Origin of the sequence: Haloechinothrix salitolerans, assembly GCF_042662605.1 — a bacterium.
In the GTDB taxonomy this organism is placed as follows: domain Bacteria; phylum Actinomycetota; class Actinomycetes; order Mycobacteriales; family Pseudonocardiaceae; genus Haloechinothrix_A; species Haloechinothrix_A salitolerans.
This window is the reverse complement of sequence record NZ_JBHSXX010000001.1, coordinates 3,484,410-3,510,500: the sequence shown is the minus strand read 5'-3', so window position 1 is coordinate 3,510,500 and position 26,091 is coordinate 3,484,410. Positions and strand designations below refer to the sequence as shown.

Below are 26,091 nucleotides of genomic sequence, written 5' to 3'. Positions count from 1 at the left end.
TTGTCCCTCCGTGGGATTGAGTTGCGGGGCGCGCGACCATGCGCGGCGCCGGGTTCTCGAAGGGCGTGCGGGTCGTGACGTACTCACGCCACGACCCGCACGGTCCTCGCAACCACCTGCCCGCCGGTGTCTGCGTTGTGCGGGGCCGATCGACCCCTCTGGTAAACTAACAGGAAACTTTCCTATTCGGAAGACCCGAATATGTATCGCAAGGAGATGCGCGATGAGCCGACGTCCGGGCACCCCTCAGCTCCTCCGCGAGCTCAACGACCGCGCCGCGTTGGAACTGCTGCTCGACGCCGGTCCGCTGACCCGAGCCCAGATCGGTGAGCGAACCGGGTTGTCCAAGGTCACCGCGTCGCAACTGCTCTCGAGGCTCCAGGAGCGTGGATTGATCGGGCTCGTGGGCGAGCAGGCGGGCGGCAGGGGCCCGAACGCGGCGCTGTACGGGGTGCTTCCCAGTAGCGCCTACGTCGCGGGCCTCGACGTCGGTCCGAACTCGGTCACGGTCGGCATCACCGATATCACCGGCTCGCAGGCCACCGAGGTGACCGTCGACCCGAACGGCCAGGCTGAGCCGGTGCGCGTCGTCCACGACGCTCTCGCACGCGCTTGCGCCTCGGCGGGCGTGGCGGAAACGCAGCTCAACGCCGTCGTCGTCGGCACGCCAGGTGTGCTCGACCCATGCACTGGCGACATGCGGTTCGCGTTCGACCTGCCGCACTGGCATGAGGGTGTCCTTGACGGCCTCCGCAACGACCTGCGACGTCCGGTGCTGATCGAGAACGACGTCAACCTGGTGGCGATCGCCGAGCGCGAGTACGGCGCAGCGAGAGACGTCGACGACTTCTGTCTCATCTGGATCGACCGCGGCGTCGGCATGGCGATCATGCTGGGCAGGCGGCTGTATCGGGGGCGATCCGGTGGCGCGGGCGAGATCGGCTACCTGCCGGTGCCTGGGGTGCCGCTGCCCGACTCGGTCCGGGAGTCGCAGTCCTGGGGAAAACCAGCGCTCGCCGGCGGGTTCGGCTCGCTGGTCGGCGCCGACGCCGTGGTCGAGCTCGCCCGCGAGCACGGGATTGGCGCGCCGAGCGCCGTCGAGTGCGTAACGGCCGCCGTGTCCGATGTGGATGCTCAAGCGGGGTTTCTTGACGAGCTGGCCACTCGCATCTCGCTCGGTGTGGCGTCCGTCGGCATCGTGCTGGACCCGGAGTTGCTGGTGATCGCGGGCCAACTGGGCCGCGCGGGTGGCTCACAGCTCGCCACCCGAGTGAACCGTGCGGTGGGGCGGATCTGTCCGGTCACACCACACATCGCGGTGACGGAGGTCGACGGCAACCCCGTGCTGCGCGGTGCCATCTACGCCGCACTGGAGCGAGCGCGCGAGGAACTGCTGGATTCCACCACAGCGACGTAACCGCTGCTCCATTCGCGGTCATTCCGGTGTGACGGACTTGACAATTCCCGCGCGATCACCGCCAATGTGTCGCACACCTGCCCGCCTTCTTGTCTGCCCGAGGCAAGGAGGCACATGTCCACGATTCGATGGCACCTCGTCGCCCTCTTCGTCGCCATCGGCACGGTCATCACCGCGCTGGCGGTGGTGCCCGCCAGTGGCGCCACTGGCGTCACGGCGAGCTTCACCCTGAGCAGCGACTGGGACACCGGCTACGAAGGTAAGTACACCATTTCCAACGGCGGGTCCAGCTCGATATCGAGCTGGACCGTGGAGTTCGATCTGCCGTCAGGACAACGGATCAGCTCGCTGTGGGACGGCGACCACACCGTCGACGGTCAGCACGTCACCGTGCGGAACCTGAGCTGGAACGGCACCGTCGAGGCGGGCGGACAGGTCAGCTTCGGTTTCGTCGTCAACTACAGCGGCGAGTACGCGGCGCCGACCGGCTGCCTGATCAACGGCGAGCCGTGTGACGGGGGGACTCCCCCGCCCACGACGTCTCCTACGACTACGACGAGCACCACTACGAGCACGACGTCGCCGACGACCACGACGACAACTCCACCGCCGAACACCGGGGACGCCAAGAACCTCGGGTATTTCACCGAGTGGGGCGTCTATGGTCGCGACTACCACGTGAAAGATGTCCACACCAGCGGATCGGCGGACAAGCTCACGCACATCAACTACGCCTTCGGCAACGTGCAGAACGGCGAGTGCACCATCGGCGACAGCTACGCCGCCTACGACAAGTTCTACGATGCGGCGTCCAGTGTGGACGGTGAGGCCGATACCTGGGACACCGGTGCGCTGCGCGGCAACTTCAACCAGCTGCGCAAGTTGAAGGAGATGTATCCCGACATCAAGATCCTCTGGTCCTTCGGCGGCTGGACCTGGTCCGGCGGTTTCGGTGAGGCCGCGCAAAACCCAGCGGCGTTCGCCGAGTCGTGCTACCAACTGGTCGAGGATCCCCGGTGGGCCGACGTCTTCGATGGCATCGACATCGACTGGGAGTACCCGAACGCCTGCGGGAAGAGCTGCGACACCAGCGGGTACGACGCGTACACGGACCTGATGAGCGCGTTGCGCGACCGGTTCGGCTCCGACGCGCTGGTCACCGCGGCGATCACTGCCGACGCCTCCGACGGCGGCAAGATCGACGCCGCCGACTACGCCGGCGCCGCGCGGTACGTCGACTGGTACAACGTGATGACGTACGACTTCTTCGGCGCGTGGGCGGCGCAGGGCCCCACGGCTCCGCACTCGCCGCTGACCGCCTACGACGGCATCCCGCGGGAGGGCTTCAACTCCGACGCGGCCATCACGAAGCTCACCGGCATGGGCATTCCGTCGGAGAAGCTGTTGCTGGGCATCGGGTTCTACGGTCGCGGCTGGACCGGCGTGACGCAGTCCGAGCCCGGCGGCTCCGCGACCGGCGCGGCACCGGGCACGTACGAGGCCGGTGTCGAGGACTACAAGGTACTCGTCGAGCGGTGCCCCACCACCGGCACCATCGCTGGCACCGCCTACGCCCACTGCGGTGAGGAGTGGTGGAGCTACGACACGCCAAGCACCATCGGCGGGAAGATGTCGTACGTCCGGGATAACGGGCTTGGCGGCGCGTTCTTCTGGGAGCTCTCCGGGGACACCACGGACGGGGAGTTGATCAGCGCCATCGCGAGCGGGCTCGGCTAGGCCGGGTCGGGCGCCGGGTGCCCTGCCGACGTCCGACTCCCCACCGCAGTCGATCTGAAGACGTTTCGGTTGCTCCAGCGACCGAAACGTCTTCAGATCAACATCGCCATCGCCGAACTCCACCACGCCGCAGGCCACGCTCAACCTGATCGCCGACGCGATCGGGTGAGTGCCGCACAGCGTACGACGTGAACTGCACCAGCCGCCTACCGTCAATCGTCAGCTCGTTGTGTCGGTCGAGATCGGCGTCCCAATTCCGCACTTCCAGGTGCGGCAAACCGTGGATTTCGGCGGACAGATCGTAGTCCTCCCAGTCGGCGTCCAGGTAGTACCTGCCATCGGGCCGGCGGACAACGCGCTGGCGGGTCGGCGACGGAAGCCCACGCTGGCGCAAGATCCGATCGAACGCTCGCTCGGGCAATGACTGAATACCGCCCTCGGCATCGTCGATCGTCTCACTGATCAACGAACGATGTCGGCACTGGCCGCGCCGCGCCAAGGCGTCCCGGAGCCGATCAGGGATGGTGAGTCCCTGCTGGACAACGGCCAGCAGCGGCGCACGTGCCACACGCGGACTGCGTGCGGTGCTGGCCATGTCGAGCACGCTGCGTTCTACGCACGTGCGTCGCGGTGTGCGGAGCGGGTGGAACTCTTCTGGTCCTAACCGGCTCGACCGAAGCACGGTCACGCCCTCCCGGCGAAACCCGCGCTGCCCATGTGGAACAACGACGTACGTCCGGGTCGATTCGAATCCACGCAACCCCTCCAGTCCTGCGGCCGTAGGTCCAGCCAGCGCCGAGCCAGGCGGGGCGGCAAGCAAGCACACCCACATTTCCTCCTCCGTGGTGAGCGGGCCGTTGTGTGCCACGAGCACGCCTCGGTGCGGTCGTTGCCAACGTCCACTTGCGACGCGCGCACGGATTTCACCCGTCGTCATGAACGTCTGCGCCTCCCTGATTGTCAGGACACTGCTCTGGTTGTCGACCGTCGTCATGGCGTCCACGATCGCCGTGCTCGACGTCCGCCGGGGCAGTCCGGCGATAGTGTGGACAAACTGAGGTGCCGCTGGAGCCGGTCGCGTCCTGCGAGGCCGCGGTGGGTACATCGTCGGGACGGACGCGCAGCGGTATGGCGGACTGTGAAGACGTTTGGGTCGTTATGGCAACCGAAACGTCGTCAGATCAACTCCCGGCTACGCTGCCCACCTAGCGCCCCATCGTCCGCACCCGCCGGTCAGCACCGTCACGGTCGCACCTCCCGTCCGATCGCGTGCCACGCCAGCAGGCCAGCACCCAGGCACCCGGCGCGCTCCCCCAGCTCAGCGGCCACGACATGCGGCACACGCTGGAATGTCAGCCGCTCTGCCAGCCGTGCCCGCAGCGGCTCAAGCAGCTGGTCCCCCGAGGTCGCCAGCCCGCCGCCGACCACGATCAACTCCGGCGCGAGCACGCACAGACACACCCGCAGCGCCTCCGCCAGCCCGATCACGGCGGCGTCCCACACCGCGACGGCGTGGACGTCACCCGCGACCGCCCGCGCGGCCACCTCCGCCGCGGCGACCCGCTCGCCTGTACGCAAGGCGTATCGCCGGGCGATCGCCCGCGCCGATGCCGTCGCCTCCAGACACCCACGAGCACCACACGCGCAGGCGTCGCCGCCCGGCTCGACAACGATGTGCCCGATCTCCCCGGCGTATCCACCGCCGCTGTAGGCCGTGCCGCCCAGCATCACCGCACCCGCGATCCCGGTGCCGATCGCCAGGAACAGGTGGTCACCAGCATCACGCCCCGCGCCGAGCACCGCTTCGGCCAGCCCGCCGGCGCGGACGTCGTGGCCGAACGCTACCGGCAGGTCGACACGCTTCTCCACGAGCGCACGCATCGGCGCGTCACGCCAGCCGAGGTTGCCCGCGAGCAGCACCGTTCCAGAGTGCTCGTCCACGAGGCCAGGTGTGACGACGCCGAGCGCGACCGGGGCCGGTCCACGCGCCTGGACCGCGTCCGTCAGCTCGTCCGCGAGCGCGGCGACCTGGTCCGCGACCTGCTCCGCGCCACGCGACGTCGGCACCGTCACCGCGGCGTTGGCTGTGCCGCGCGCGTCCACAACGGCGGCCTTCACCGACGTCCCGCCGACGTCGACCGCGACGACACAGTCCGCAGATGCCATGCCTAACGGTATCCGGGCTCAGGCGGTCAGGATGATCGACCGGGCGAGATTGCGCGGATGGTCGGGATCAACGCCGTACCGGCCGGCGAGCGCCACCGCGAGCCGCTGCACCCGAATCACTTCCGCGAGCGGGTCGCGATCGGACGCCACCCACAGCGCGCCGGTGCGGCGGACCTCGTCCGCGAGCCCGCGCGGTGGCGTGCCGAGCGTCCACACCACGCTGCGTTCGTCGCTCACGCTGATTGGACCGTGCCGATACTCCATGCCCGGGTACGACTCCGCCCACGCCAGCGCCGCCTCTCGCAGTTTGAGCGCGGCCTCGTTCGCTAGGCCGACCGTCCACCCCGTGCCGAGGAACGTGAACTGCGTGCGCTCCACGGACCCGGTGGGCAGTTCGTCCGCCAGCGCCGCCTCGCCATCCGCGATCAGGGCATCGACGTCGAGACCAAGATGTGCCCGCAGCAACACCAGCGCGCAGGTCGCGGACCGCGTTTGCACCACGGACCGCTCGTCGGCGAAGTCCAGCACGAGCGCCCGGTCGGCGACGTCCACGACCGGCGTGTCCGGGTCAGCTGTGAGCACTGTCGTCGGAACCGTGCCACGCAGCCGGGTCAGCAAGTCGACGACCTCCGTCGTCGTACCAGAGCGGCTCAGCGCGACAACGGCGTCGTAGCGACGAGCAGGCATCTCCGACGCCGGGAACGCGTCCGTCTCACCGTGGCCGCTGGCCTCCCGCAACGCCGCGTACGTCTGCGCCATGTAAAGCGACGTGCCGCACCCGACGACGGCGACGCGCTGCCCCGGGCGCGGCAGAACGTCCAGGTTGACCGCGGCCAGCTCGGCGGCCTTGCGCCACAGCGGCGGCTGGCTCGCGAGTTCGACGTCGATATGCGTCATGAAGGTCCCCTTCTAGAGTGGTGATCCAACGGCGAGGTGCGCGACTCTGCGCGTTTATGCACAATATTGACAGATTCACGCACACTCGCGCAACGACGCGGAGAGGGAGACATGAGCAAGTACAGCCGTCTCAACAGGTTGCTCGACCTGCTCGCCGAGCGCGGCGCACTAGACGTCGACGATGCGGCGCGCGAACTGGACGTCTCCCCCGCGACCATCCGCAGAGACCTTGACACACTCGCCAGCCAGCAGCTCCTGACCCGCACCCACGGCGGCGCGGTACCGAACGCGACGGCATACGACCTGCCATTGCGCTACAAGAGCGCCAAGCACGCGCCGGAGAAGCAGCGCATCGGCAAGGCAGCCGCCGAACTGGTCACGCCGGGCGCCATCGTGGCCAGCAATGGCGGGACGACCACCACCGAGGTCGCCCGCCACATCGCGACGTCGTCTGCGCTACAGACCTCCGGCAGCCACGTCACGTTCGTGACTAACGCGCTCAACATCGCCAACGAGTTGACCGTGCGCCCGCATCTCAAGGTCGTTGTCACCGGCGGCGTCGCGCGTACCCAGTCGTACGAGCTGATCGGCCCGTTGGCCACGCCGATCCTGGAACGGCTCAGCCTTGACGTCGTCTTCCTCGGTGTGAACGGTATCGACGCCGAGTCCGGCGCGTGCGCCCACCACGAGGGCGAGGCCAGCATCAACACCCTCATGGTCGCCCGTGCCAAGCAGGTCGTCGTGGTCGCGGATGGATCCAAGCTCGGCCACAGTGCGTTCGCGCGGATCTGCCCGATCGACGACGTCGATGTGCTGGTCACCGACGCGAACGCCCCCTCGGACGCGGTCAGCCGCATCGAGCAAGCAGGCGTCCGAGTCATCAAGGTGTGAGCGTTCCTGCACGAACGGACTCAGAACACGCATGGTCACGCACTAACGTGGGTGCAACAGACCCACCGGGCACGGCGCGTGGTACAGCACGGCGTGGCTGACGGAACCGAGGATGATCCGGTCAAGCAGACCACGGCCATGCGTACCCACCACCAGCAGCTGCGCGTTCGCCGCGGCATCCATCAGCGCCCCCGAGGGCTGGCCGACGACGACCTCGGTCTCGACGTCCTTCGCTGGGTGCTCTTCCAGCAGCCGCTCCACCCGAAGCGCCACCGCGTCCGCTGTCGGTTTCGACCCCTCCTCTTCCTCGAGCAACGGCTCGCGGGGAAGCGCCGGCACCGTGGGCGAACCGGGCGGCAGGTGCGAGGTGCCGGCCACCACGTGCACCACCCGCACGGGTGCGCCGTGACGGCTGGCGAAGTCGAACGCGAACTCCACCGCACGATCGCCCGCCGCCGTCCCGTCCAGACCCGCGATCACCGGCGCCGTGCTTGGCGTGGTCTGCTCACCACGGACGACGACGATCGGTACGCGCACCGTCCTGACCAGCGCGGCCGCGGTAGAGCCCAGCACTACGCGGGACAGAGCGCCGAGTCCGCTCGCGCCGAGCACCAGCAGCCGAGGCGCGCTGGCGTCGACGATGTCGGGAATCGTCTCATCAGCGCGGCCCTCGGAAACTTGAGTGTGCACTGACAGGTCCGGATGGCTGGCACGCACCTTCGCGGCCATGTCGGCCACCTGATCGGAGGCGTGCCGTCTGAGGCGCTCGTCGTAGCTCCCCATCATCGACACGGACCACTCGTACGACTGCACGATCACCAGGTCCCGCTCGCTCGATGTGGCTTCCGAGGCCGCCCACAGCACCGCCCTACGGGAGTGGTCCGAGCCATCGAACCCGACAAGCACTGCATCCTGCGGAAGTGACTGCGGTTCGGACATCTGCTCCCTCCTTGTCGAGTTTCTGGCAGCAGCGCCAACCACGGCGACGCCGCGGACGGTGTTCCCCCTCGTCCGGGTAGGTAATCCTGGTCACGGCATTCGGACTGAATCAGCTCAAACCGCGCTGGAATTCGCGGTATTGCCGCCTAGACGTCCCAATCGTGCCTTGATGGGGCAGTGGATTTGCCAATCGTGCTGGTGGCAGCCTCAAATAGTGCCCCTGCCCACCCCCGACTCATCCAAGGATGGTGCTGTGAGCGCTGGCGCATGGCCCTCATCCACGCTGTCCACACGGCGAGCCGTGGCGAACCACCACCGGACGGCGCTGCTACGACTCGCACTGTGTTTCGGGATGCTCATCGTGGTGCTCGGCCAAGTGTGGGTCAACAGCGGAGTGCTGATCGTTATCGATCGCGCCGCCCGTACGCTGGTCGACGCAGAGCAGTATCCGATCCTCACCGCCATCGCGCTTGGCGCTGATCACATCGGGCAGCGCGAGCCGATCGCTGGCGTGCTGCTCGGCTGCGCGGCGACGTTGGCTCGGTACCAACGCACGTGGCGGCCGATCGTGCTCAGCATCGCCGCGCTGCTCGCCGTCAACTTCGTCGTGGGCGTACTCAAGATCAGCTACGGGCGGGGAAAGCCGCAGTTCGGCGACACCGCGCCGTTCGTGGACGGCATGATCTTCCCGTCCGGCCACACCGCCAACGTCGTGATCACATGGGGACTGCTCGCCTACATCCTCATCACGTACGGCTACCTGCGACGACGCCGCGCCGCCATCCGCATCGTCATCACGTTGTCGCTGCTGATGGGCCTGATCTCGTGGTACCTAGACACGCACTGGGTCACCGACATCATCGCGGGCTGGCTCATCGGCGCCATCCTGTTGCAAGGACTGATCCTCATCGACACGATGTGGCGCTGGCGCCCACCGCGCACTGCCGCGTTGGCCGAGCTGCCGACCGAGGTGATCCGCTTTCCCGACTCGCCAGCTGAGCTCCGCACCACAGAACCGACGGGCGTGCGCTGACTCGTTGCCCACAGTGTTAGCTTTGCCTAAGCTATCCTTGACCTGATCTAGTGACGACAACGCACCGGCACGCCGGTTCTTCAGACCGGTAGCAAGCCGGTCTAGTGAGGAGTGCGATGCGCTCGCCCGTGCTTGCCGTAGTGGCGGCTTCCCTGTTCGCCGTCGGTGGCTGCGGAATCGTGTCCGGCGACGAAGCTGACCTCCAGGTGTACACCGGTCGGCATTACGACCTGGAGCAGGCGTTCACGATGTTCACCGACGAAACCGGCATCACCGTCGAGTTCCTGAGCGGCTCTGACGCCGAGCTTCGCGAACGCATCACGGCCGAGGGCGAGAACACACCCGGCGACATCTACATGACCGTCGACGCGGGCAACCTCTGGAAGGCGGCAGAGGATGGTCTGCTCGCCACACTCGACTCCGCGAAGCTCACCGACGCCGTGCCCGAGGGGCTGCGCGACCCCGACCAGCGCTGGTACGGGCTGGCAATGCGCGCTCGGACCGTGATGTACAACCCGGACGAGGTCTCACCATCCGAGTTCGCCGACGAGCACACCTACGCCGACCTGGCCGACCCGAAGTGGCAGGGGCGGCTCTGCATGCGGGAGTCCACCAGCCCATACACCCAATCGCTCGTCGCCGCCATGATCGACGAACACGGCAAGGAGCGCGCCACCGAGATCGTCCAGGGCTGGGTCGACAACAACGTCGAGATCTTCAGCAACGACGTCCAGATCCTGGAGAACATCGACGCCGGAACTTGCGACGTCGGCATCACCAATCACTACTACCTCGCCCGCCTGCTCGCGGACAATCCCGACCTGTCGGTGACGCCGTTCTGGGCCAACCAGGACGGCCGCGGTACCCACGTCAACATCTCCGGCGCTGGCGTGATCACCAACTCCGACAACAAGAAGCAGGCCAGGCAGCTCATCGAGTGGCTGGCCACCGACGGACAGAACGCGTTCGTCGACGGCAACCACGAGTACCCGGTCAACCCGGACGTCGAGCCCGAACCGATCATCGCCGACTTCGGCGAGTTCGACTTCGAACCGATCAACGCCCAGGCATACGGCGAGCTGAACAGCACGGCCATCGAAGTCATGAACGAGGTCGGTTACGAGTGACGACGACCTCCCCCGCCCCGCCGCGCGCGACGCCGGAACCCCCGGCCCGCGCGCGGCGGCGTACCGGCAGGCGGTTCGGCTGGACGCTGCTGGTCGTGGCGGTAGCGGTGCTCGTCGTCATCCCGGTCGCCGAGGTCACGGCCGGGACGCTCACCCCGACGCCGCACGTCTGGGCGCGGCTGTGGGCCACAGTACTGCCCGGCATGATCGGCGACACGCTCCTGCTGATGCTGGGTGTCACCATCGGCACGGTGGTGCTTGGCGCGGGGCTGGCGTGGCTGGTGACCGTGCACCGATTCCCCGGCAGCCGGGTGTTCCGCTGGCTGTTGGTGCTGCCGCTCGCGATGCCCGCCTACGTGCTGGGGTTCGTCTTCCTCGCGATCTTCGACGCGCCCGGTCCGGTGCAGTCCGGACTGCGCTCGGCGTTCGGACCAGACGTCTGGTTCCCGGACGTCCGCTCGTTGCCCGCCGCCGCGCTGGTGCTCTCGCTGAGCCTGTATCCGTACGTCTACCTGCTGGTGCGCTCGGCGTTGCTGGAGCAGGCGCCCGCGACGTTCGAGGCAGCCCGCATGCTCGGCGCGAGCCGGAGCCGAGCCGCCATCCGGGTCGTCCTGCCACTGGCCCGGCCGTCGCTCGCCGCGGGGCTGGCGCTGGTGCTGATGGAGACGCTCACGGATTTCGCCACGGTGTCGTACTTCAACGTGCAGACCGTGTCCGTCGGCGTTTACCAGGTGTGGAAGGGCCAGTTCGACCGCGCCGCCGCCACCGAGCTGGCGGGGCTGGTGCTGCTCTTCGCCGTCGCCGTGATCGCGGCCGAACGGCTGCTGCGCGGCAGGGCACGCTACCACCAAAAGGGCGGCCGGGGTCGCGGGCTCGCCACCGTGCGGCTCACCGGCGCGCGCCGCTGGCTGGCGACCGCCACCTGTGCCGTCGTGCTCGCCGCCGCGTTCGGGTTGCCCGCCGTCCAGCTGCTGTGGTGGTCCGGCGCCGACCTCATGGCTGGCGCGACCACTCTGCTCGACCCCCGCTACGCGGGCTATGCCACCAACAGCCTCGTCATCGGCACGATCGCCGCCGTGAGCTGTGCGGTGATCGGCCTGCTCATCGCGCACAGCACCCGCATGACCAGCGGCAGACTCACCAGGATCGCCGCACAGGTCACGACCGTCGGCTACGCCATCCCCGGCGTCGTCGTCGCGATCGGCGTGCTGATCGCGTTCGCGCACCTCGACACCGGGCTGGAAGCGCTCGGCGTTCCCGGCGGTACCGGCCTGCTGGTGACCGGCTCGGTCATCGGCATCATTTACGCCTACATCGTGCGGTTCCTCGCGTTGAGCTACCACAGCATCGACGCCAGCTTCACCAAGGTCAGCCCCTCGATGACGGCCTCGGCGCTGTCGCTCGGCGCGGCTCCGGCGCGGGTACTGCGCAGGGTGCACCTGCCGCTGGTGCGCACCGGCGTTGTCACGGCGTTGGTGCTGGTGACCATCGACGCGCTCAAGGAGCTACCGATCGTGTTGCTGCTGCGGCCCTTCGGGTTCGACACGCTCTCGGTGTGGACGTACCAGCTGGCCTCGGAAAGCCGCTGGGAGAGCGCGGCGCTGCCCGCGCTGACGATCGTGGCGGTGGCGCTGGTCCCCGTCGTACTGCTGATCGGCAAGGACCGTCTGGAGGGAGCACGGTGAACGCGCTGGAACTCGACGGGGTCCGCAAGGACTACGGCACGGTACCCGCCGTGAGCACGTTGGACCTCAACCTCGGCGAGGGCGAGATACTGGCGCTGGTCGGGCCGTCCGGCTGCGGGAAGTCCACATTGCTGCGACTCATCGCCGGGCTGGAGGAGCCCGACGCGGGCACGGTGCGGATCGGCGGTGACGTCGTGGCCGGGGACGGCGTGTGGCGCCCACCGGAGCGCCGCGACGTCGGCATCGTGTTCCAGGACCACGCGCTGTTCCCGCACCTGACCGTGGCGGAGAACGTCGCGTTCGGACTCACCGGACTGTCCGGCGCTCGACGTCGGGAGCGCGTGGCCGAGGCCCTTGCCATGATCGCGATGTCGCACTTGGCGGACCGCTACCCGCACGAGCTGTCCGGCGGCGAGCAACAGCGGGTCGCGCTCACCCGCGCGCTCGCGCCCCGGCCCGAGCTGCTGCTGCTCGACGAGCCGTTCTCCAACCTAGACCGGCACCTGCGCACGCAGGTTCGGGCGGACACCTTGGAGCTGCTGCGCAAGACCGGCACGCCCGCCGTGTTCGTCACCCACGACCAGGCCGAAGCGCTCGCCGTTGGCGACCGCGTCGCGGTGATGCGCGCGGGCCGCATCGAACAGCTCGGCGCACCCGAGCCGGTGTTCCACACGCCGACCAACCGGTTCGTGGCGACGTTCATGGGCGACGCGGACTTCCTGCCCGCGACGTTGGCAGGCGACACGCTCGTGACCGAAGCCGGGTCGGTGCAGGCGCCGGAGGACGTCGTCGGTCGGGTGGATGCCCTGGAGGTCATGGTGCGCCCGCACGAGGTGGTGCTGCGGCCCGCCGACGATGGCACTGACGGTGCCGCCCGCGTCATCGACACGGAGTTTCAGGGTGGGTTCATCCTGCACACGGTGCGGCTGGACTCCGGGCGGCAGTTGCGGTCACTGCAACCGCACACCACCCACTACCCCATCGGCACCCGGCTGCACGCGGAGCTGTCCTACGGCCACCCGCCCGCCGTGCTGCCGAACCACGACGCGGCCGCTACCAACGGCCACCACCGGGAACCCGCGCGGCCGCGGTAGATCACCGAGCGGCCGTGCGCAGAATGGCGTCGGCGGAGCGGTCGACGTCCTCGGCCGTGGTGGCATAGTTCGACACCCGAGACGCGCAGTAGACGTCGCCCGCGCCACGTCGTCGGGCGGCGCGACCGCTCGATCCGGCAGGCCCCTCCGCGTCCGTGCTCTTGCCGCGACGTAGGTCGCCCAAGCCGGCCCCGCCTTGCGGCGCTCTAGGGGTTATGTCATAGTAGATATTTGGTCACTGAATGTCGCGGGGATGCCGCAACACACGAGGGGATGGACGATGAAGCGCCTACCGGGACGGACGCGGCAACGTATGGTCGACAGCGCCGTGACGCTGCTGCGAGAACGTGGCGCGTCCGGCGTCAGCATCGACGCCGTCCTCGCGCACAGCGGCGCGCCGCGCGGGTCGGTGTACCACCACTTCCCCCACGGCCGGAACGAAATGGTGCTCAGCGCGGTGCGGCAGGCGGGCAACGAGATCGGCAGGCACATCCGGCCCACCGCCGGTGAGCCGCACGTTGTGCTCGACGGCTTCGTCGACTACTGGCGACGCACGCTGACCGAAAGCAGCTTCCAGGCCGGGTGCCCCGTCGTCGCGCTCGCCGTCGACAACCGGGGCGACCTACCCGAAGCCGCCGACGCCGTCCGCGAGATCTTCTGGGCGTGGCAGGAGAAACTGCGCGAGCTGTTGATCGCTGCCGGACTCCCCTCCGAGCGCTCGAAGCGGCTGGCGAAGGTCGCGGTCGCGGCGATCGAGGGCGCGGTCGTGCTCTGCCGCGCGGAACGCAGCACCGAGCCGCTGGACGTCGTCGTTGAGGAACTGACACCGCTCTTCCAGTGACCCGGGCGGCCAGGGTGGCTTCGCCAAGGATATCGCGCGATTCGCGCCGGATTCGCGACTATCTGTCGGTTTCTCGCGACCGTATACCTGGCGAAACCGCGGTGTGACGTGGCTCTCGCGACGACGTCTTCCGCTGGAAAGGACGACGTCAGGCACGCGACGGCGACGGCGCGCATTCCTCCGATGGGCGTCCACATCCCGAACACACTTGCCGTGCCGCGCATGATCACTACGGTGGGTGGTGCTGGTGGTTCGTTCACCCACGTCGCGTGAACGTGGTGAACGAGGTAAGAGGGAACCCGGTGCGAATCCGGGACTGCCCCGCAGCGGTGTGCGGGAACGAACGCCGTGCCCGGTCCCGACCGGGACCGCACTGGACCGACACGGTCTGGGAAGCGACGGCTAGTAGACACGCCTGGCCCCGAGCCAGGACACGCCCGCGAGTCCGAAGACCTGCCACCGGTACGCGCACCGCCGGTGCGCGTGGTCCGAGGTCTCGCGGGAGGACCTTGCGGACGATCAGCCTCCGCGGCGCGCGCCGCCCGTACCGTGCTGGTCGCACGTGCCCCTCCCCTGGCCTCGGTGCCATTGCCGTCGAGCTCGCGAGGAGAGAGCGTTGACCAGCACGATTGGATCGACAGTCCTTGGCTACCCCCGGATAGGCCCGAACCGGGAACTCAAGCGCGCCCTGGAGCGGTACTGGGCGTCGCGCGGCAGCGAGGCGGAGCTGCGCGCGGTGGCGCGGGAGCTACGCGCCGACACCTGGCGTTCGCTTGCCGCCGCAGGCCTGGATTCGGTGCCAGGCAACACGTTCTCGTTCTACGACCACGTGCTGGACACGGCGGTCATGGTCGACGCCGTGCCGAGGCGATTCACCGATCTCGGCCTGAACCCGCTGGACACCTACTTCGCGATGGCGCGGGGCGTGGCGTCGACGTCTCCGCTGGAGATGACGAAGTGGTTCGACACGAACTACCACTACTTGGTTCCTGAGATCGGTCCGAGCACCCAGTTCTCGCTGGCTGACCGCACACCGGTCGAGCAGTATCGCGAGGCGGCCGAGCTTGGCGTGACGACCCGACCGGTGCTCGTCGGCCCGTTGACGTTCCTACTGCTGTCCAAACCGGACGACGATGCGCCGGCGTCGTTCCTACCGCTTGACAAGCTCGGCGACCTGCTCGAGGTCTACGCCGAGTTGCTGCGGCAGCTGCGCCGCGCGGGGGCGGAATGGGTGCAGCTCGATGAACCCGCCTTCGCCGCGGACCGCTCACAGGACGAACTGGACGCGCTCCGCGAGGCGTACCACGCGCTGGGTGAGCTGACCGACCGGCCGAACCTGCTGGTGGCGGGCTACTTCGGCAATCTCGGCGACGCGCTGCCGGTAGTGGCGTCCTCGCCGGTGGAGGCGCTCGGCGTCGATCTGGTCGCCGCGCCGTCCACAGTGGATACCCTGTCGATGTGCCGAAGCCTGCGGGACAAGACGCTGGTCGCCGGGCTGGTCGACGGCCGCAATATTTGGCGTACCGACCTCGACCAGGCGTTGACGACGGCGGCCACACTGCTCGGCCTCGCCGACGAGGTGGCGGTGAGCACGTCGTGTTCGCTACTACACGTGCCCTACGACGTCGAGGTGGAAACGCGGCTGGACCCGCGCGTCAAGTCGTGGCTTGCGTTCGCCGCGCAGAAAGTCCACGAAGTCGTGGTGCTCGGCCGTGCGCTGCGAGAAGGCCGTGACGTCGTGGCGACCGAGCTGGCAGAGGCGCGGGAGGCAGTCGCGGACCGCGCCACCGCCGAGGGCGTGCGCGATGACCGGGTGCACGCGCGGCTGGCATCCCTACGCCCAGAGCACACCCGTCGCGGAGACTACGCGGCGCGGCAGCGGGCGCAGCAGCAGTCGCTGCGCCTGCCCCCGTTGCCGACGACCACCATCGGCTCGTTCCCGCAAACCACCGACGTCCGCAAGGCACGTGCCGCACTTCGCACGGGTGAACTCGATCCAACGACGTACACCGACCGGATGCGGAGCGAGATCGAGCGAGTCATCCGGTTACAGGAACGGATCGGGCTCGATGTGCTGGTGCACGGCGAGCCGGAGCGCAACGACATGGTGCAGTACTTCGCCGAGCAGCTCACCGGATTCGCCGCGACCGACCATGGGTGGGTGCAGTCGTACGGCTCGCGGTGCGTGCGGCCGCCGATCCTCTACGGCGACGTCGCACGGCCAGAACCGATCACCGTGGAGTGGGCGCGGTTCGCGCAGCAGCTCACCGACAAGCCGGTCAAGGGCATGCTCACCGGGCCGGTGACGATCCTGGCGTGGTCGTTCGTTCGCGACGACCAGCCGATGGCGGACACGGCACGACAGGTGGCACTAGCGATCCGCGACGAGACGCGCGACCTGGAAGCGGAAGGCATTCGGGTGGTGCAGGTCGACGAACCGGCGCTGCGAGAGCTGCTGCCGTTGCGGTCGCAACGACGCAAGGCGTACCTCGATTGGGCGGTGGAGGCGTTCCGGCTGGCGACGTCCGGAGTGGCGGATTCGACGCAGATCCACACCCATCTGTGCTACTCCGAGTTCGGCGACGTCATTGACGCGATCGTGGCACTGGACGCCGATGTCACCAGCATCGAGGCGGCGCGCTCCCGCATGGAGGTGCTGGATGATCTCAACGCCGTCGGCTTCGACCGGGGCGTCGGGCCGGGCGTGTACGACATCCACTCGCCGCGCGTGCCGGACCAGGCGGAGATCGCCGACCTCCTGCGGGCCGCGTTGCGCGCGGTGCCGGCGGAGCGGCTGTGGGTGAACCCTGACTGCGGGCTTAAGACGCGAGCCTATGCCGAGGTGGACGCGGCGTTGGCGAACATGGTGCGCGCGACGGCGACGGTGCGTGAATCGCTGTAGCCCGACGCGGGCGGCCCCGGAGACGTCCGGGGCCGCCGACGGGCGTTCCGGGGCCGCGGCGGTGTCCAGGGCCGCCGGATGTCGATACCGTCACTACCCGAACGGCACCACAGTCGGCGACCCCGATAGGAGTTCCCGTGACCTACGACGTCTCCGCGATCCGCGCCCAGTTCCCCGCTCTCGCGGCGGGCGTCGCCCACTTCGACGGACCGGGCGGCACGCAGACGCCGCGGCCCGTCATCGACGCGATCAGCGATGCGTTGTCACGGCCGCTGTCGAACCGGGGAAGCCTCGTACTCGGCGAGCGGAACGCGGACGCCATCGTCACCGAAGCCCGACAGGCGATGGCGGATCTGCTGGACGCGTCACCGTCCGGGGTCGTGTTCGGGCGCAGCGCCACCCAGTTGGCATACGACGTCTCCCGCGCACTGGCCAAAACTTGGTCGCCCGGCGACGAAATCGTCGTCACACGGTTGGATCACGACGCCAACATCCGTCCGTGGGTACAGGCCGCCGAGCAGGTGGGCGCCACAGTGCGATGGGTAGAGTTCGACCCGGACACCGGCGAGCTCACTCCGGAACACGTGCGCGCCGCGCTGTCCGACCGCACTCGACTGGTCGCGATCACCGCGGCGTCTAACCTCATCGGCACGCGGCCCACTATCACGGAGATCGCGACCGACGTGCACCGGGCGGACGCGTTGCTCTATGTCGACGGCGTGCACTACACCGCACACACGCTGGTCGACATCGAACGGCTCGGTGCGGACTTCTTCGCGTGCTCACCGTACAAGTTCCTCGGTCCGCACCATGGCGTCGTCGCGGCGCGACCCGAGGTGTTGGAGACTCTGTGGCCCGACAAGCTGCTGCCGTCCACCGACGCGATCCCCGAGCGGTTCGAACTCGGCACGTTGCCGTACGAGCTGCTCGCGGGCACCCGAGCCGCGGTGGACTTCCTCGCTGGACTCGCTCCGGACGCATCGGGGCGTCGTCGCGATCGGTTGGCGACCGCGTACGCCGCGATCGCCGAGCACGAAGAAGTCTTGTGTGGGCATGTCGAGAAAAAACTGTCCGCGTTCGACGAGCTCATAATCCACTCCCGCGCGAGCGACCGCACCCCTACCCTGCTGATCACGTTCGCCAACCACGACCCCGTCGACGCCTATCGGTTTCTCGCCGAGCGCGGTATCCACGCGCCGTCGGGCGCGTTTTATGCGATCGAGGCGTCTCGGTGGCTCGGTCTGGGCGATTCCGGTGGCCTTCGCATTGGTATGGCGTCGTATACGAATGATGACGACGTCGACCGATTGCTCGCCGGAATCGCGGAGTTTCTGCGAAGTTGAACAGATATCCGTGGGGTGAATTCGGACTCGGCGTGTCGACGGCGTTCATCCCACCGTCGTGGCAGGCTCCCAACCAGACCCCATGCGCAAATCCCTACACGCGGGCGTTACTAGAACGTCGGCACCACGGCACGGGTCCGGCTGGGATCAGGAACGCCCACGACTTCAGAGTGCAGGATCGTCGCCAGCACCTCGACGCCGTCGACGACCCGAGGGCCAGGACGGACGAACAACGCGTTCGCGTCCACCGCCCAGACCGGCACTCCCGATGGCAGGACGTCCTTGCCGACAACGTCGGAAGCGAGCGCGGCCGAGTCGGCAAGGTCGAAGCCACACGGCGCGGCGATCGTCACCTCGGCACCGGACGACGCCACGGTGTCCCAGTCGGTACGCATCGAACGCTCACCGGACCGGCCCAGCACGCAGTTACCGCCAGCCGCGGTCACCATGTCCGGAATCCAATGTCCCGGCGCGTACGGCGGATCGGTCCATTCCAGTACCAGTGTGGGTACGCGACGACGGCCCGCCACCGTGTCCCGGATGGCTTCCAGCCGCTCGGACAACTCCGCCACGAGCCGTTCGGACTGGGATGTCCGGCCGAGGGCGGTGCCGATGGTGCGGATCGAGTCGAACACCTCCGGCAACGTGCGGGGATCGACGTTGACGACGTCCGCCGAGCTACCGAGGAAATCGAGCGCATGGCGCACCTGGCTGATGTCGACAGAACACACCGAACACAGGTCCTGGGTGAGCACCAGATCGGCGTCGAGGTCGGCCAGCGCGTCCTCATCGAGCCGGTAGACGTCCTCGCCTGCCGCCTTGCGTTCGGCGACCACCGCGTCGATCTCGGCGGCGGACAGTCCCCCGGGTAGCGTGCTGGTCGACACGATGCGCTTGCCGCGCGCCTCGGCCGGATAGTCGCACTCGACCGTGACTCCGACCAAGTCGTCACCAGCGCCGAGCGCGAACACGATCTCGGTGGCCGAGGGCAAGAGCGACACGATTCGCATGCCTCCACCGTAGCCTCGATGTATGACCGTCACCGCACGCACCGAGCACGTCGGCAGTCTGCTGCGGCCGGACTACCTGCTGGCCGCTCGGTCGGCGCACGCCGCCGACGCGCTGTCCGCCGCCGAGTTCAAGGCGATCGAGGACACAGCCGTCCGGGAGGTCGTCGCGCTCCAGCGGGATGTTGGAATGCCGGTGATCACCGACGGCGAGCTGCGTCGCGAGTCGTTTCAGAGCGAACTGGCCGCGGCCGTCGACGGCATCACCGGCGCCGGGCTGGACGCGTGGCTATGGGGCGAGTGGCATTCCGAGGAGTTCGGGGACACGAGTGTCGACCGGCCCGCCGACCTGAGCATCACTGGCCCGCCGCGCAAGCGCCGCAACCTGGCAGCAGAGGAGTTCACGTTCTTGCGATCGCATGTCGACGACGCGATCGTGAAGGTGACTCTGCCGAGCCCCACGCTGTTCGCGAGCCTGTGGTCGCCGGAGCGGACGGGACCGTACCGCACGCTCGACGCCTTCCTGGCCGACGTCACGCAGATCTTGTGCGACGAGGTGCGGGAGCTGACGCGGCTGGGCTGCCACTACATGCAGCTCGACGCGCCGCACTACCCGCTGCTGGTCGACGCGGCATGGCGCGAGTTCTACGAACGGCGCGGCTGGCCCGCCGAACGCTGGCTAGCTTACGGCGCCGAACTCGACAACGCGGTCATCGCGGCGGCTCGGCCCGCCACCACCGGGTTCCATCTGTGCCGGGGCAACCAGCGGAGCCGCTGGCTGGTGTCCGGCGGCTACGACGCCATCGCTCGCCAACTCTTCGGCACCATCAATGCCGACCGGCTGCTCCTGGAGTACGACGACGAACGTTCAGGTGACTTCGCGCCGCTGCGACTCGTGCCAGACGACCGCACCGTCGTGCTAGGGCTGATCACGACGAAACGCCCCGATCTCGAAGCGGAGGACACGCTGCTGGCGCGGATTCGCGAGGCGGGCGACGAGGTGGGCACGGACCGGCTCGCGCTCGGCACCCAGTGCGGGTTCGCCACGTCGCTGCTCGGCAACGCCCTCAGCGTCGACGACGAGCGCCGCAAACTGGGCCTGCTCGTCCGGACCGCCGAGCGGGCGTTCGGGTCGCGGTGACGGCGATTTCGTGCGGTTCGACCACGCCATCGACATCGTGCCGCTCTGAGCTAGGGTCTGAGATCTCAGACATCGGGAGCGCGAATGGCGGAGCCGGCACCACGGCAGCGCGGCACGAAGGCAGCACGCGGGAGCATGAACAGCAACGTGCCGGCCGTGCGCACGGCCGTCGCCGTGCTGCGTCGCCTCGCGGCCAGCCCCGATCCACTACCCGCGGCGGCGCTGGCACGGGCACTGAACGTGCCGCGCAGCTCGATGTATCACCTGCTGTCGGTGCTGGTCGACGAGGGACTTGTGGTGCACCTCCCCGAGCGGCACCGGTACGGGCTCGGGCTCGGCGTGTTCGAGCTGGGCTCCGCCTACCTGCGCCACGACCCGCTGGAGCACCTCGCACGCCCGCTACTGGCCCGGCTGGTCTCCGAGGTCGGTGACACCGCGCATCTGGCCGTGCTGCACGGGGCGGAGTCGCTCTACTTGCTCAAGGTTCAGCCGGAACATCCGACGACGCTGGTCACCGATGTCGGTGTGCGCCTGCCCGCCCACCTCACGGCATCCGGGCGCGCGCTGCTCGCGCACCTACCGCAGGAGCAGGTGCGCGCACTGTTTCCAAGCAAGGACTCGTTCCCCACCCGCACCGGCACTGGGCCGCGCAACCTGCCGGAACTGCGGTCGATGCTCAACAGCGAGCGTAGGCAAGGCTGGGCGGTCGAGGACGGCCTGGTCACTCCTGAACTAGCGTGTGTCGCCGCGCCGTCGTTCGACCACAACGGCCACCCCGTCGCCAGCATCGCGGTGCCGTTTCGGCGCACCGCTCGGCCGCCGGACACCTGGCCGCTGCTGGCCGAGCAGGTGCGAGCCACCGCCGACGCGCTCACTCGCAGGCTCGACGGAACGCCGCCAAGCGAGCCCGCGCAACTGAGGCGCCGCATCGACGGCTGAAAAGGTCAGCTGTCAGGCAGGCTCGGTGACGAGCACCGTCCGGTCGCGGCCCGAGTTCTTCGCCTCGTACAGCGCGGCGTCGGCGGCCCGACGCAGATCGTCGAACGTCGTCCCGTGGTCCGGCTGCGCCGCGACCCCGATCGACGCGGTCCTGTCCGTGATCAGGATCGGCGCGCCGTTCTTGTCAGTGGCCACGACCTCCAGCGCGGCCAACTCGGCACGGATCCGGTCCGCCACCACCGCCGCGTCCTCGATCGTGGTGTCCGGCAGGACCACGACGAACTCCTCGCCACCGTCGCGCGCGGCGACGTCACCAGGCCGCACGGCGTGTCGGAGCACCCGTCCGACCGCACCGAGCACGGCGTCCCCCGCGGGATGCCCCCAGGAGTCGTTGATCGATTTGAAGTAGTCCAAGTCGATGATCAGCATCGCGGCGGGTGACGCCGACCCGTGACAGCGCTGCAGCACGCGAGCCCCCTGCTCGGCGAGTCCACGAGCGTTGAGCAGTCCGGTTCGCGCGTCGGTGCGGGCGTGCTCACGCAACTCGGCAGCGTCCGCCTGCCGGTCGGCGAGCAACAGGTTCAGCGGCGCCAGCACCGCCAGCACCAAGAGCGGATACAGCACACCGTGCGTCATGATGACGCCGAGCAGCCCGCCAACCGCGAGCGTGCCAGCCTCGATCAAGTTCTCCGTGCGCGTGCCCCACTGCTCCCGAAACCGTTCGCCGGGAAGCGTGAGCGTCAGTATTCCCGCGTGCGCCGCGGCCTGCACGAGCCAGTACACGCCGCCAGCCGCGGCGAGCGTGGCGAGCATGAGCGCCTGCTCACCGACGTCACCACCCGTCAGCGGAGCATCGATGACCGCGAACACGATCTCCGCCGCGGCTGCCGAAGCCAGGATGACGGCCGTGCCGAACAGATACCGCCACCACGGCCTGCGCCGGATGGCATACGTGCCGATCCGCATGCCGAGTATCAACCCGAGCGCCAACGCGGCGGGCAGCACCACGACAGCCGCGAACGTCCACACACTGGTGAGGTCGAAGATCGGCCCCATAGCCCGATCACGTCGGCGTTCCTCACCCCGCCAGACGATGACGATATGCGCCCCGAGGACGACGGCGAGCACACCGAAAGCCACCACGTCCTTAGCGGTGGGCAGCGGGGACAACTGAACCGCGACCAGGCACGTCACCACGGCGGCGAGGTCGACGAGGAGCGCGTAGACACCGTGAGGGCGAAGCAGGCGCCGCACGCGGCCGTATCTGTCGGCCTCGCTAGTCGTTCCCTCGAAAGAGTTCCCTCCACCGTGGGAAGCAAGGACAATACGATCTGTCCACCGCATCAGGTCACCGCCACCCGGAGTGACCGAATCGGCACCGCGTGTAGTTGCAATTCGCCATTACCCCCGCTGGGAGACCGGACATCGTGAAACTTCACACTATTGAGCGATTCATGCACCGTTCTTCCCCGAGCGCGCGATGGGAGGTGCCTCCAGTGTCGAACCGCGACTCCTGAGTACCAAGAATCCGTTCTGACCAGCCCCCACCGACGCACGGAAGGACACGCGCGATGCGTAACCGCGACAGCTGAACCGTTCGAAGCCGATCTGACAAGGCCACACTCAGCCAGGAAGGGACGTCTCCGATGCGCAACCGCGACAGCTGATAGCACCAGCGGGCTGTGGCGTGCCAGCACGCCGATGGTCCCATCCACACCCACGTGTTCCCCTGCCAGTTTCGCCGTTAGGTGTCACTCGTAAGAGCGACGACTGCAACGGTACCTGACAGTGCGTGCGCGTGGGAGTACGTTCTGCCTACTTTCGCCTCCGACCGCACCAGATGGTGATGTCGACGCGTGCCGTGGCCGGAACGCGAGGCTAGATAACAAGGCCCGCGACCGTCGTGGCGTAGACGAGCGCGAGCACGATGCCGTCAAACCCCACGCGGAGCCAGCCACCGCGCTGCCGGAGCAGTAGCCCGCCCAGCACGACGCCAGTCATGACAAGGCCGGCTGTGGTCACTAAGAGTTGATCGGGTCCTGCCGCGTGGTACAGCGACCCGCCGCGGTAGGCGATGTCACCGACCACCAGGTTGAGGGCGTCGAGGCAGTTCCCACCGATCACCGCGGCGATGGCCAGGGTGAGCGCGCCCTGCCGCACGGCGGCGATGGCCGTCACCATCTCGGGGAGGGCATTGACGAGGCCCATCAACACCGCGCCGACGAACCCGGCACGCAACCCGGTGGCATTGATCGTGACCTCCGCCGACCGCGCCACCGCCCAGCCCGCCACGATGACGCCGAGCGCGACCGCGGCGAACTCGGTCCAGAGTCCCGCCATACCGCGCGACCCGAACGAGCCGTGCGCCTCGGGGACATCCGCGCGAGTGTCGATCGTCGTCACCGCTCGCCACAGCGGCCTGCCCTGTTTGGTGATCAGCGCGAGCCCGCCCCAGTAGAAGCCGATCAGGACGACGGACATCGGGTGCACACCGAACGCGGTCACCGCTGGACTGAAGGAAGCGAACAGCGCCGTGGCCAGCAATACGATCAGCAGGCAACCGAAGAGGAGGTTACGCGCCGACGCGGCGGCGTGCTCCAGATTGACCCTGCGGTACGCGATGTCGGCGAGCACGATCGCCAGCGTCTGCACCGCGATCCCACCGACCGCGTTGCTGTAGGCCAGCTCAGGTTCGTCCAACCCGGCACTGACGCCGGTCATCACGATGCCGGACAGGGACGTCGCGGCGCCGAACAACACCGCGCCGAACAACGCCTCGCCCCAGCCGGTGCGGTCGGCAAGGGCATCACCCAACCGGACTAGGCGCATGCTGAACACGATCGTCACCACGGCCGCCGCGATGAAGATCCCGCCAGCAATCCCTACTGTAGACGTCGCGGGCACCACGTCCCACGACATACCCTGCACGAACCGGTATCACCCATCCCGTGGTCCGTGCGGGCGCTAGGTGGCAGTCTTAAGACTTTATACGGTTCGCCCGATCTTGGCCGGACGACTACGGTGACACGCAGCGCACGACCAGGCCCGGGGAACGAGCAGCACGATGAGGAGTTGGCCGACGTGAACATGAACTCCGAGCCGGACGACCGCCGCGGAGAGTCCTCAGAAGGAACCTCGTACTTCACGCCCGCCTTCCGCAACGACGCGGGCCGAGGCGAGTCGCAGTCCTCGGATGATCTCGTTGAAGCCCGCATCCCGGCGGGTTCGGCGCTACTGGTGGTCAAACGCGGACCGAACGTCGGCTCACAGTTCCTGCTTGACAAGGACACCGTCAGCGTGGGGCGGCATCCGGACAGCGACATCTTCCTCGATGACACCACGGTCTCGCGGCATCACGTCGAGTTCCACCGTCGGCAGGGACAGTTCGTGATCCGCGATGTCGGCAGCCTCAACGGCACCTACGTCAATCGGCACCCGATGGACGAGGCCGAACTCACCCACGGCGACGAGGTGCAGATCGGCAAGTTCCGCCTCGTCTTCCTCACCGGCCAGTGACGCTCGTTCGGCGGCTCGCGACCCTCTGCGCACCGGCTCGCGGTTAGCGATGTCGCCACCGGGGTAATCATTCGGCCGATGCTTGAGATCGGTTGGCTTACCTGGTCCCTCACCGTTGGCTTTGTCCTCGGGCTGCTGGCGATTGATTTGGCCGCGTGGGCTGCCCCGTGTTTTCCGGACTGGTGAGTTTGTGTCCTTTTATGCCGCGAACTGCTGATTCAGGTATTCGTTGCGGACTTCGTGCGGAGTTTTGTATCCCAGTGCTGAATGGATTCGTCGCCGATTGTAGTGAAGTTCGATATAGCGGGCAATATCAGTCGAAGCCCTTTTTCGTGTGGGATACACCATATGATGAACGCGCTCGTTTTTGAGGCTGGCGAAGAACGACTCGGCGAGCGCGTTATCCCAACAAATCCCGGTGCGACCGAGGGAATGTCGCAAATCGAGTTCATCCAGTTTCGCGCGATATTCGGCCGATGTATATTGGGTGCCGCGATCGCTGTGCATAATACAGCCCGACTCAAGCGTGTGATTTCGTGCGGCCATGTCGAGGGCGTCGGTGACCAATTCGGTGCGCATGTGATCGGCCATCGCGTAGCCGATGACCTCGTTGTTGAAACAATCAATCACGGTCGCCAAATACAGCCAGCCCTGCCAGGTGGAAATGAACGTGATGTCGCCGACCAGCTTGGCCCCGGGCCGGTTGGCGGTGAAGTTCCGCTCGACCAGATCTGGCACGCCGTCGGGCTGTTCAGCGCTGCGGACGGTGGTGGTGCGGTACGGCTTCAGCTGCACCGTGACCAGGCCCATCTCGCGCATGAGTTGGCGGACCGTCTCGTCATCGACCCGCTCACCAGCACGGACGAGCTCGGCATGGATCCGCCGGTAACCGTAGGTGCCGCCGAAGAGGTCAAACAGTGTCTCAATCTTGGTCTTGAGCAGTTCGCGGCGCCGCTCGGTCGCCGACGGCGGCCGGCGAAACCACTCGTAGTAGCCCGATTTCGACACATCCAGCCACGCCAGCATCTGCGTCAGGGTGGGAGCGTCCGCCACATTATGGCCCTTGTTGTGCGCGTACTCGGCGGCGATGAACTCGTACTTCTCGCTCACCGCTGCTCCCTCGCAAAGTACGCTGCCGCTTTTTTCAAAAAGGACAGTTCCATCTCCTGCTCGCGCACCCGGCGACGCAGTTCGGCGAGTTCGGCACGCTCAGACAATTCCAGCGGCGGCTCGTCCCCGGCGTGATCCTCGCGGTATTTCTTCACCCAATTAGCTAGGGTCGTTTCCCCGAGACCGTACTCGCGAGCGACCTCAGCGATCGGACGCTGCCCTTCCACAACCAGCTTCGCCGCCTGCTCACGAAATTCAGGCGTGTACTTCTGATACTTCCTTGCCACGAACCAACATCCCTTCCAG

General features: G+C 67.8%; 22 protein-coding genes and 1 riboswitch. Of the genes, 13 read left to right on the top strand and 9 right to left on the bottom strand.

Features of this window, described 5'->3' with window-relative positions:
* Nucleotides 1-223: 223 nt before the first annotated feature.
* Together ACFQGD_RS16685 and ACFQGD_RS16680 are read left to right on the top strand one after the other, a co-directional pair.
* Complete coding sequence (locus tag ACFQGD_RS16685) at nt 224-1,417, top strand: ROK family transcriptional regulator (protein ID WP_345396664.1); 1,194 nt, start codon at nt 224-226, stop codon at nt 1,415-1,417.
* A 114-nt stretch (nt 1,418-1,531) separates the two neighbouring features.
* Nucleotides 1,532-3,154: a glycosyl hydrolase family 18 protein gene (locus ACFQGD_RS16680; RefSeq protein WP_345396661.1), complete on the top strand. Its 1,623-nt coding sequence runs from the start codon at nt 1,532-1,534 to the stop codon at nt 3,152-3,154.
* Between the two features lie 97 nt (nt 3,155-3,251).
* Here ACFQGD_RS16680 and ACFQGD_RS16675 read toward each other — a convergent pair whose 3' ends face one another.
* From ACFQGD_RS16675 to ACFQGD_RS16665, 3 genes are all read right to left on the bottom strand, one after another.
* The gene (locus tag ACFQGD_RS16675; protein WP_345396658.1) at nt 3,252-4,148 is read right to left on the bottom strand and encodes a hypothetical protein; all 897 of its coding nucleotides are present in this window, start codon (nt 4,146-4,148) and stop codon (nt 3,252-3,254) included.
* Between the two features lie 248 nt (nt 4,149-4,396).
* Nucleotides 4,397-5,320: an ROK family protein gene (locus ACFQGD_RS16670; protein WP_345396656.1), complete on the bottom strand. Its 924-nt coding sequence runs from the start codon at nt 5,318-5,320 to the stop codon at nt 4,397-4,399.
* A gap of 18 nt (nt 5,321-5,338) precedes the next feature.
* Nucleotides 5,339-6,217 carry an SIS domain-containing protein gene (locus ACFQGD_RS16665; RefSeq protein ID WP_345396653.1) on the bottom strand — a complete coding sequence of 293 codons (879 nt, stop codon included), beginning with the start codon at nt 6,215-6,217 and terminating at the stop codon, nt 5,339-5,341.
* Between the two features lie 111 nt (nt 6,218-6,328).
* Here ACFQGD_RS16665 and ACFQGD_RS16660 point away from each other — a divergent pair, with 111 nt between their 5' ends.
* Nucleotides 6,329-7,108 (top strand): DeoR/GlpR family DNA-binding transcription regulator, encoded by a 780-nt coding sequence (locus tag ACFQGD_RS16660; RefSeq protein WP_345396650.1) that lies wholly within the window; start codon nt 6,329-6,331, stop codon nt 7,106-7,108.
* A 42-nt stretch (nt 7,109-7,150) separates the two neighbouring features.
* On the opposite strand, the gene ACFQGD_RS16655 is transcribed toward ACFQGD_RS16660, so the two are convergent.
* The gene (locus tag ACFQGD_RS16655; RefSeq protein ID WP_345396647.1) at nt 7,151-8,047 is read right to left on the bottom strand and encodes a universal stress protein; all 897 of its coding nucleotides are present in this window, start codon (nt 8,045-8,047) and stop codon (nt 7,151-7,153) included.
* A 253-nt stretch (nt 8,048-8,300) separates the two neighbouring features.
* Between ACFQGD_RS16655 and ACFQGD_RS16650 the strand changes: the two genes are divergently transcribed.
* The 4 genes from ACFQGD_RS16650 to ACFQGD_RS16635 all read left to right on the top strand — a co-directional run bounded on the left by ACFQGD_RS16650 (nt 8,301) and on the right by ACFQGD_RS16635 (nt 12,986).
* Nucleotides 8,301-9,080, top strand: a complete 780-nt coding sequence (locus ACFQGD_RS16650) for a phosphatase PAP2 family protein (RefSeq protein ID WP_345396644.1) — start codon at nt 8,301-8,303, stop codon at nt 9,078-9,080.
* A 116-nt stretch (nt 9,081-9,196) separates the two neighbouring features.
* Nucleotides 9,197-10,207: an extracellular solute-binding protein gene (locus ACFQGD_RS16645; protein WP_345396641.1), complete on the top strand. Its 1,011-nt coding sequence runs from the start codon at nt 9,197-9,199 to the stop codon at nt 10,205-10,207.
* The gene (locus tag ACFQGD_RS16640; protein WP_345396638.1) at nt 10,204-11,892 is read left to right on the top strand and encodes an ABC transporter permease; all 1,689 of its coding nucleotides are present in this window, start codon (nt 10,204-10,206) and stop codon (nt 11,890-11,892) included. The genes ACFQGD_RS16645 and ACFQGD_RS16640 overlap by 4 nt, the downstream gene beginning before the upstream one ends.
* A complete protein-coding gene (locus tag ACFQGD_RS16635; protein ID WP_345396634.1) occupies nt 11,889-12,986 on the top strand; it encodes an ABC transporter ATP-binding protein in 1,098 nt (365 codons plus the stop codon). The genes ACFQGD_RS16640 and ACFQGD_RS16635 overlap by 4 nt, the downstream gene beginning before the upstream one ends.
* Nucleotide 12,987: 1 nt before the next feature.
* Here ACFQGD_RS16635 and ACFQGD_RS16630 read toward each other — a convergent pair whose 3' ends face one another.
* Nucleotides 12,988-13,170, bottom strand: coding sequence for a hypothetical protein (locus ACFQGD_RS16630; RefSeq protein WP_345396632.1), 183 nt, complete (start codon nt 13,168-13,170; stop codon nt 12,988-12,990).
* 96 nt (nt 13,171-13,266) lie between these two features.
* Between ACFQGD_RS16630 and ACFQGD_RS16625 the strand changes: the two genes are divergently transcribed.
* The 3 genes from ACFQGD_RS16625 (at nt 13,267) to ACFQGD_RS16615 (ending at nt 18,072) form a co-directional block, all read left to right on the top strand.
* Nucleotides 13,267-13,827 (top strand): TetR/AcrR family transcriptional regulator, encoded by a 561-nt coding sequence (locus ACFQGD_RS16625; RefSeq protein WP_345396629.1) that lies wholly within the window; start codon nt 13,267-13,269, stop codon nt 13,825-13,827.
* A gap of 231 nt (nt 13,828-14,058) precedes the next feature.
* Nucleotides 14,059-14,302, top strand: a riboswitch (cobalamin riboswitch).
* Nucleotides 14,303-14,443: 141 nt separating this feature from the next.
* Nucleotides 14,444-16,729: a 5-methyltetrahydropteroyltriglutamate--homocysteine S-methyltransferase gene (gene metE, locus ACFQGD_RS16620; protein ID WP_345396626.1), complete on the top strand. Its 2,286-nt coding sequence runs from the start codon at nt 14,444-14,446 to the stop codon at nt 16,727-16,729.
* Nucleotides 16,730-16,866: 137 nt separating this feature from the next.
* On the top strand, nt 16,867-18,072 hold the full coding sequence (locus ACFQGD_RS16615) for a cysteine desulfurase-like protein (protein ID WP_345396623.1): 1,206 nt from the start codon (nt 16,867-16,869) through the stop codon (nt 18,070-18,072).
* 110 nt (nt 18,073-18,182) lie between these two features.
* Here ACFQGD_RS16615 and ACFQGD_RS16610 read toward each other — a convergent pair whose 3' ends face one another.
* Nucleotides 18,183-19,082 carry an ABC transporter substrate-binding protein gene (locus ACFQGD_RS16610; protein ID WP_345396620.1) on the bottom strand — a complete coding sequence of 300 codons (900 nt, stop codon included), beginning with the start codon at nt 19,080-19,082 and terminating at the stop codon, nt 18,183-18,185.
* A 22-nt stretch (nt 19,083-19,104) separates the two neighbouring features.
* On the opposite strand from ACFQGD_RS16610, the gene ACFQGD_RS16605 reads away from it, so the two are divergent.
* Nucleotides 19,105-20,220, top strand: coding sequence for a cobalamin-independent methionine synthase II family protein (locus ACFQGD_RS16605; protein WP_345396617.1), 1,116 nt, complete (start codon nt 19,105-19,107; stop codon nt 20,218-20,220).
* An 84-nt stretch (nt 20,221-20,304) separates the two neighbouring features.
* Nucleotides 20,305-21,159 (top strand): IclR family transcriptional regulator, encoded by an 855-nt coding sequence (locus ACFQGD_RS16600; protein WP_345396614.1) that lies wholly within the window; start codon nt 20,305-20,307, stop codon nt 21,157-21,159.
* A gap of 12 nt (nt 21,160-21,171) precedes the next feature.
* On the opposite strand, the gene ACFQGD_RS16595 is transcribed toward ACFQGD_RS16600, so the two are convergent.
* Together ACFQGD_RS16595 and ACFQGD_RS16590 are read right to left on the bottom strand one after the other, a co-directional pair.
* Nucleotides 21,172-22,413 (bottom strand): GGDEF domain-containing protein, encoded by a 1,242-nt coding sequence (locus ACFQGD_RS16595; RefSeq protein ID WP_345396611.1) that lies wholly within the window; start codon nt 22,411-22,413, stop codon nt 21,172-21,174.
* Between the two features lie 624 nt (nt 22,414-23,037).
* Nucleotides 23,038-24,078 carry a sodium:calcium antiporter gene (locus ACFQGD_RS16590; protein WP_345396608.1) on the bottom strand — a complete coding sequence of 347 codons (1,041 nt, stop codon included), beginning with the start codon at nt 24,076-24,078 and terminating at the stop codon, nt 23,038-23,040.
* Between the two features lie 162 nt (nt 24,079-24,240).
* Between ACFQGD_RS16590 and ACFQGD_RS16585 the strand changes: the two genes are divergently transcribed.
* Nucleotides 24,241-24,675, top strand: a complete 435-nt coding sequence (locus ACFQGD_RS16585; RefSeq protein ID WP_390221064.1) for an FHA domain-containing protein — start codon at nt 24,241-24,243, stop codon at nt 24,673-24,675.
* 198 nt (nt 24,676-24,873) lie between these two features.
* Here ACFQGD_RS16585 and ACFQGD_RS16580 read toward each other — a convergent pair.
* Nucleotides 24,874-26,072, bottom strand: a protein-coding gene (locus ACFQGD_RS16580; RefSeq protein WP_345398863.1) for an IS3 family transposase whose coding sequence is annotated in 2 segments (ribosomal slippage) — nt 24,874-25,814 and nt 25,814-26,072 — 1,200 coding nt in all. Because the reading frame shifts where the segments join, the coding sequence is not laid out codon by codon here.
* Nucleotides 26,073-26,091 lie beyond the last annotated feature (19 nt).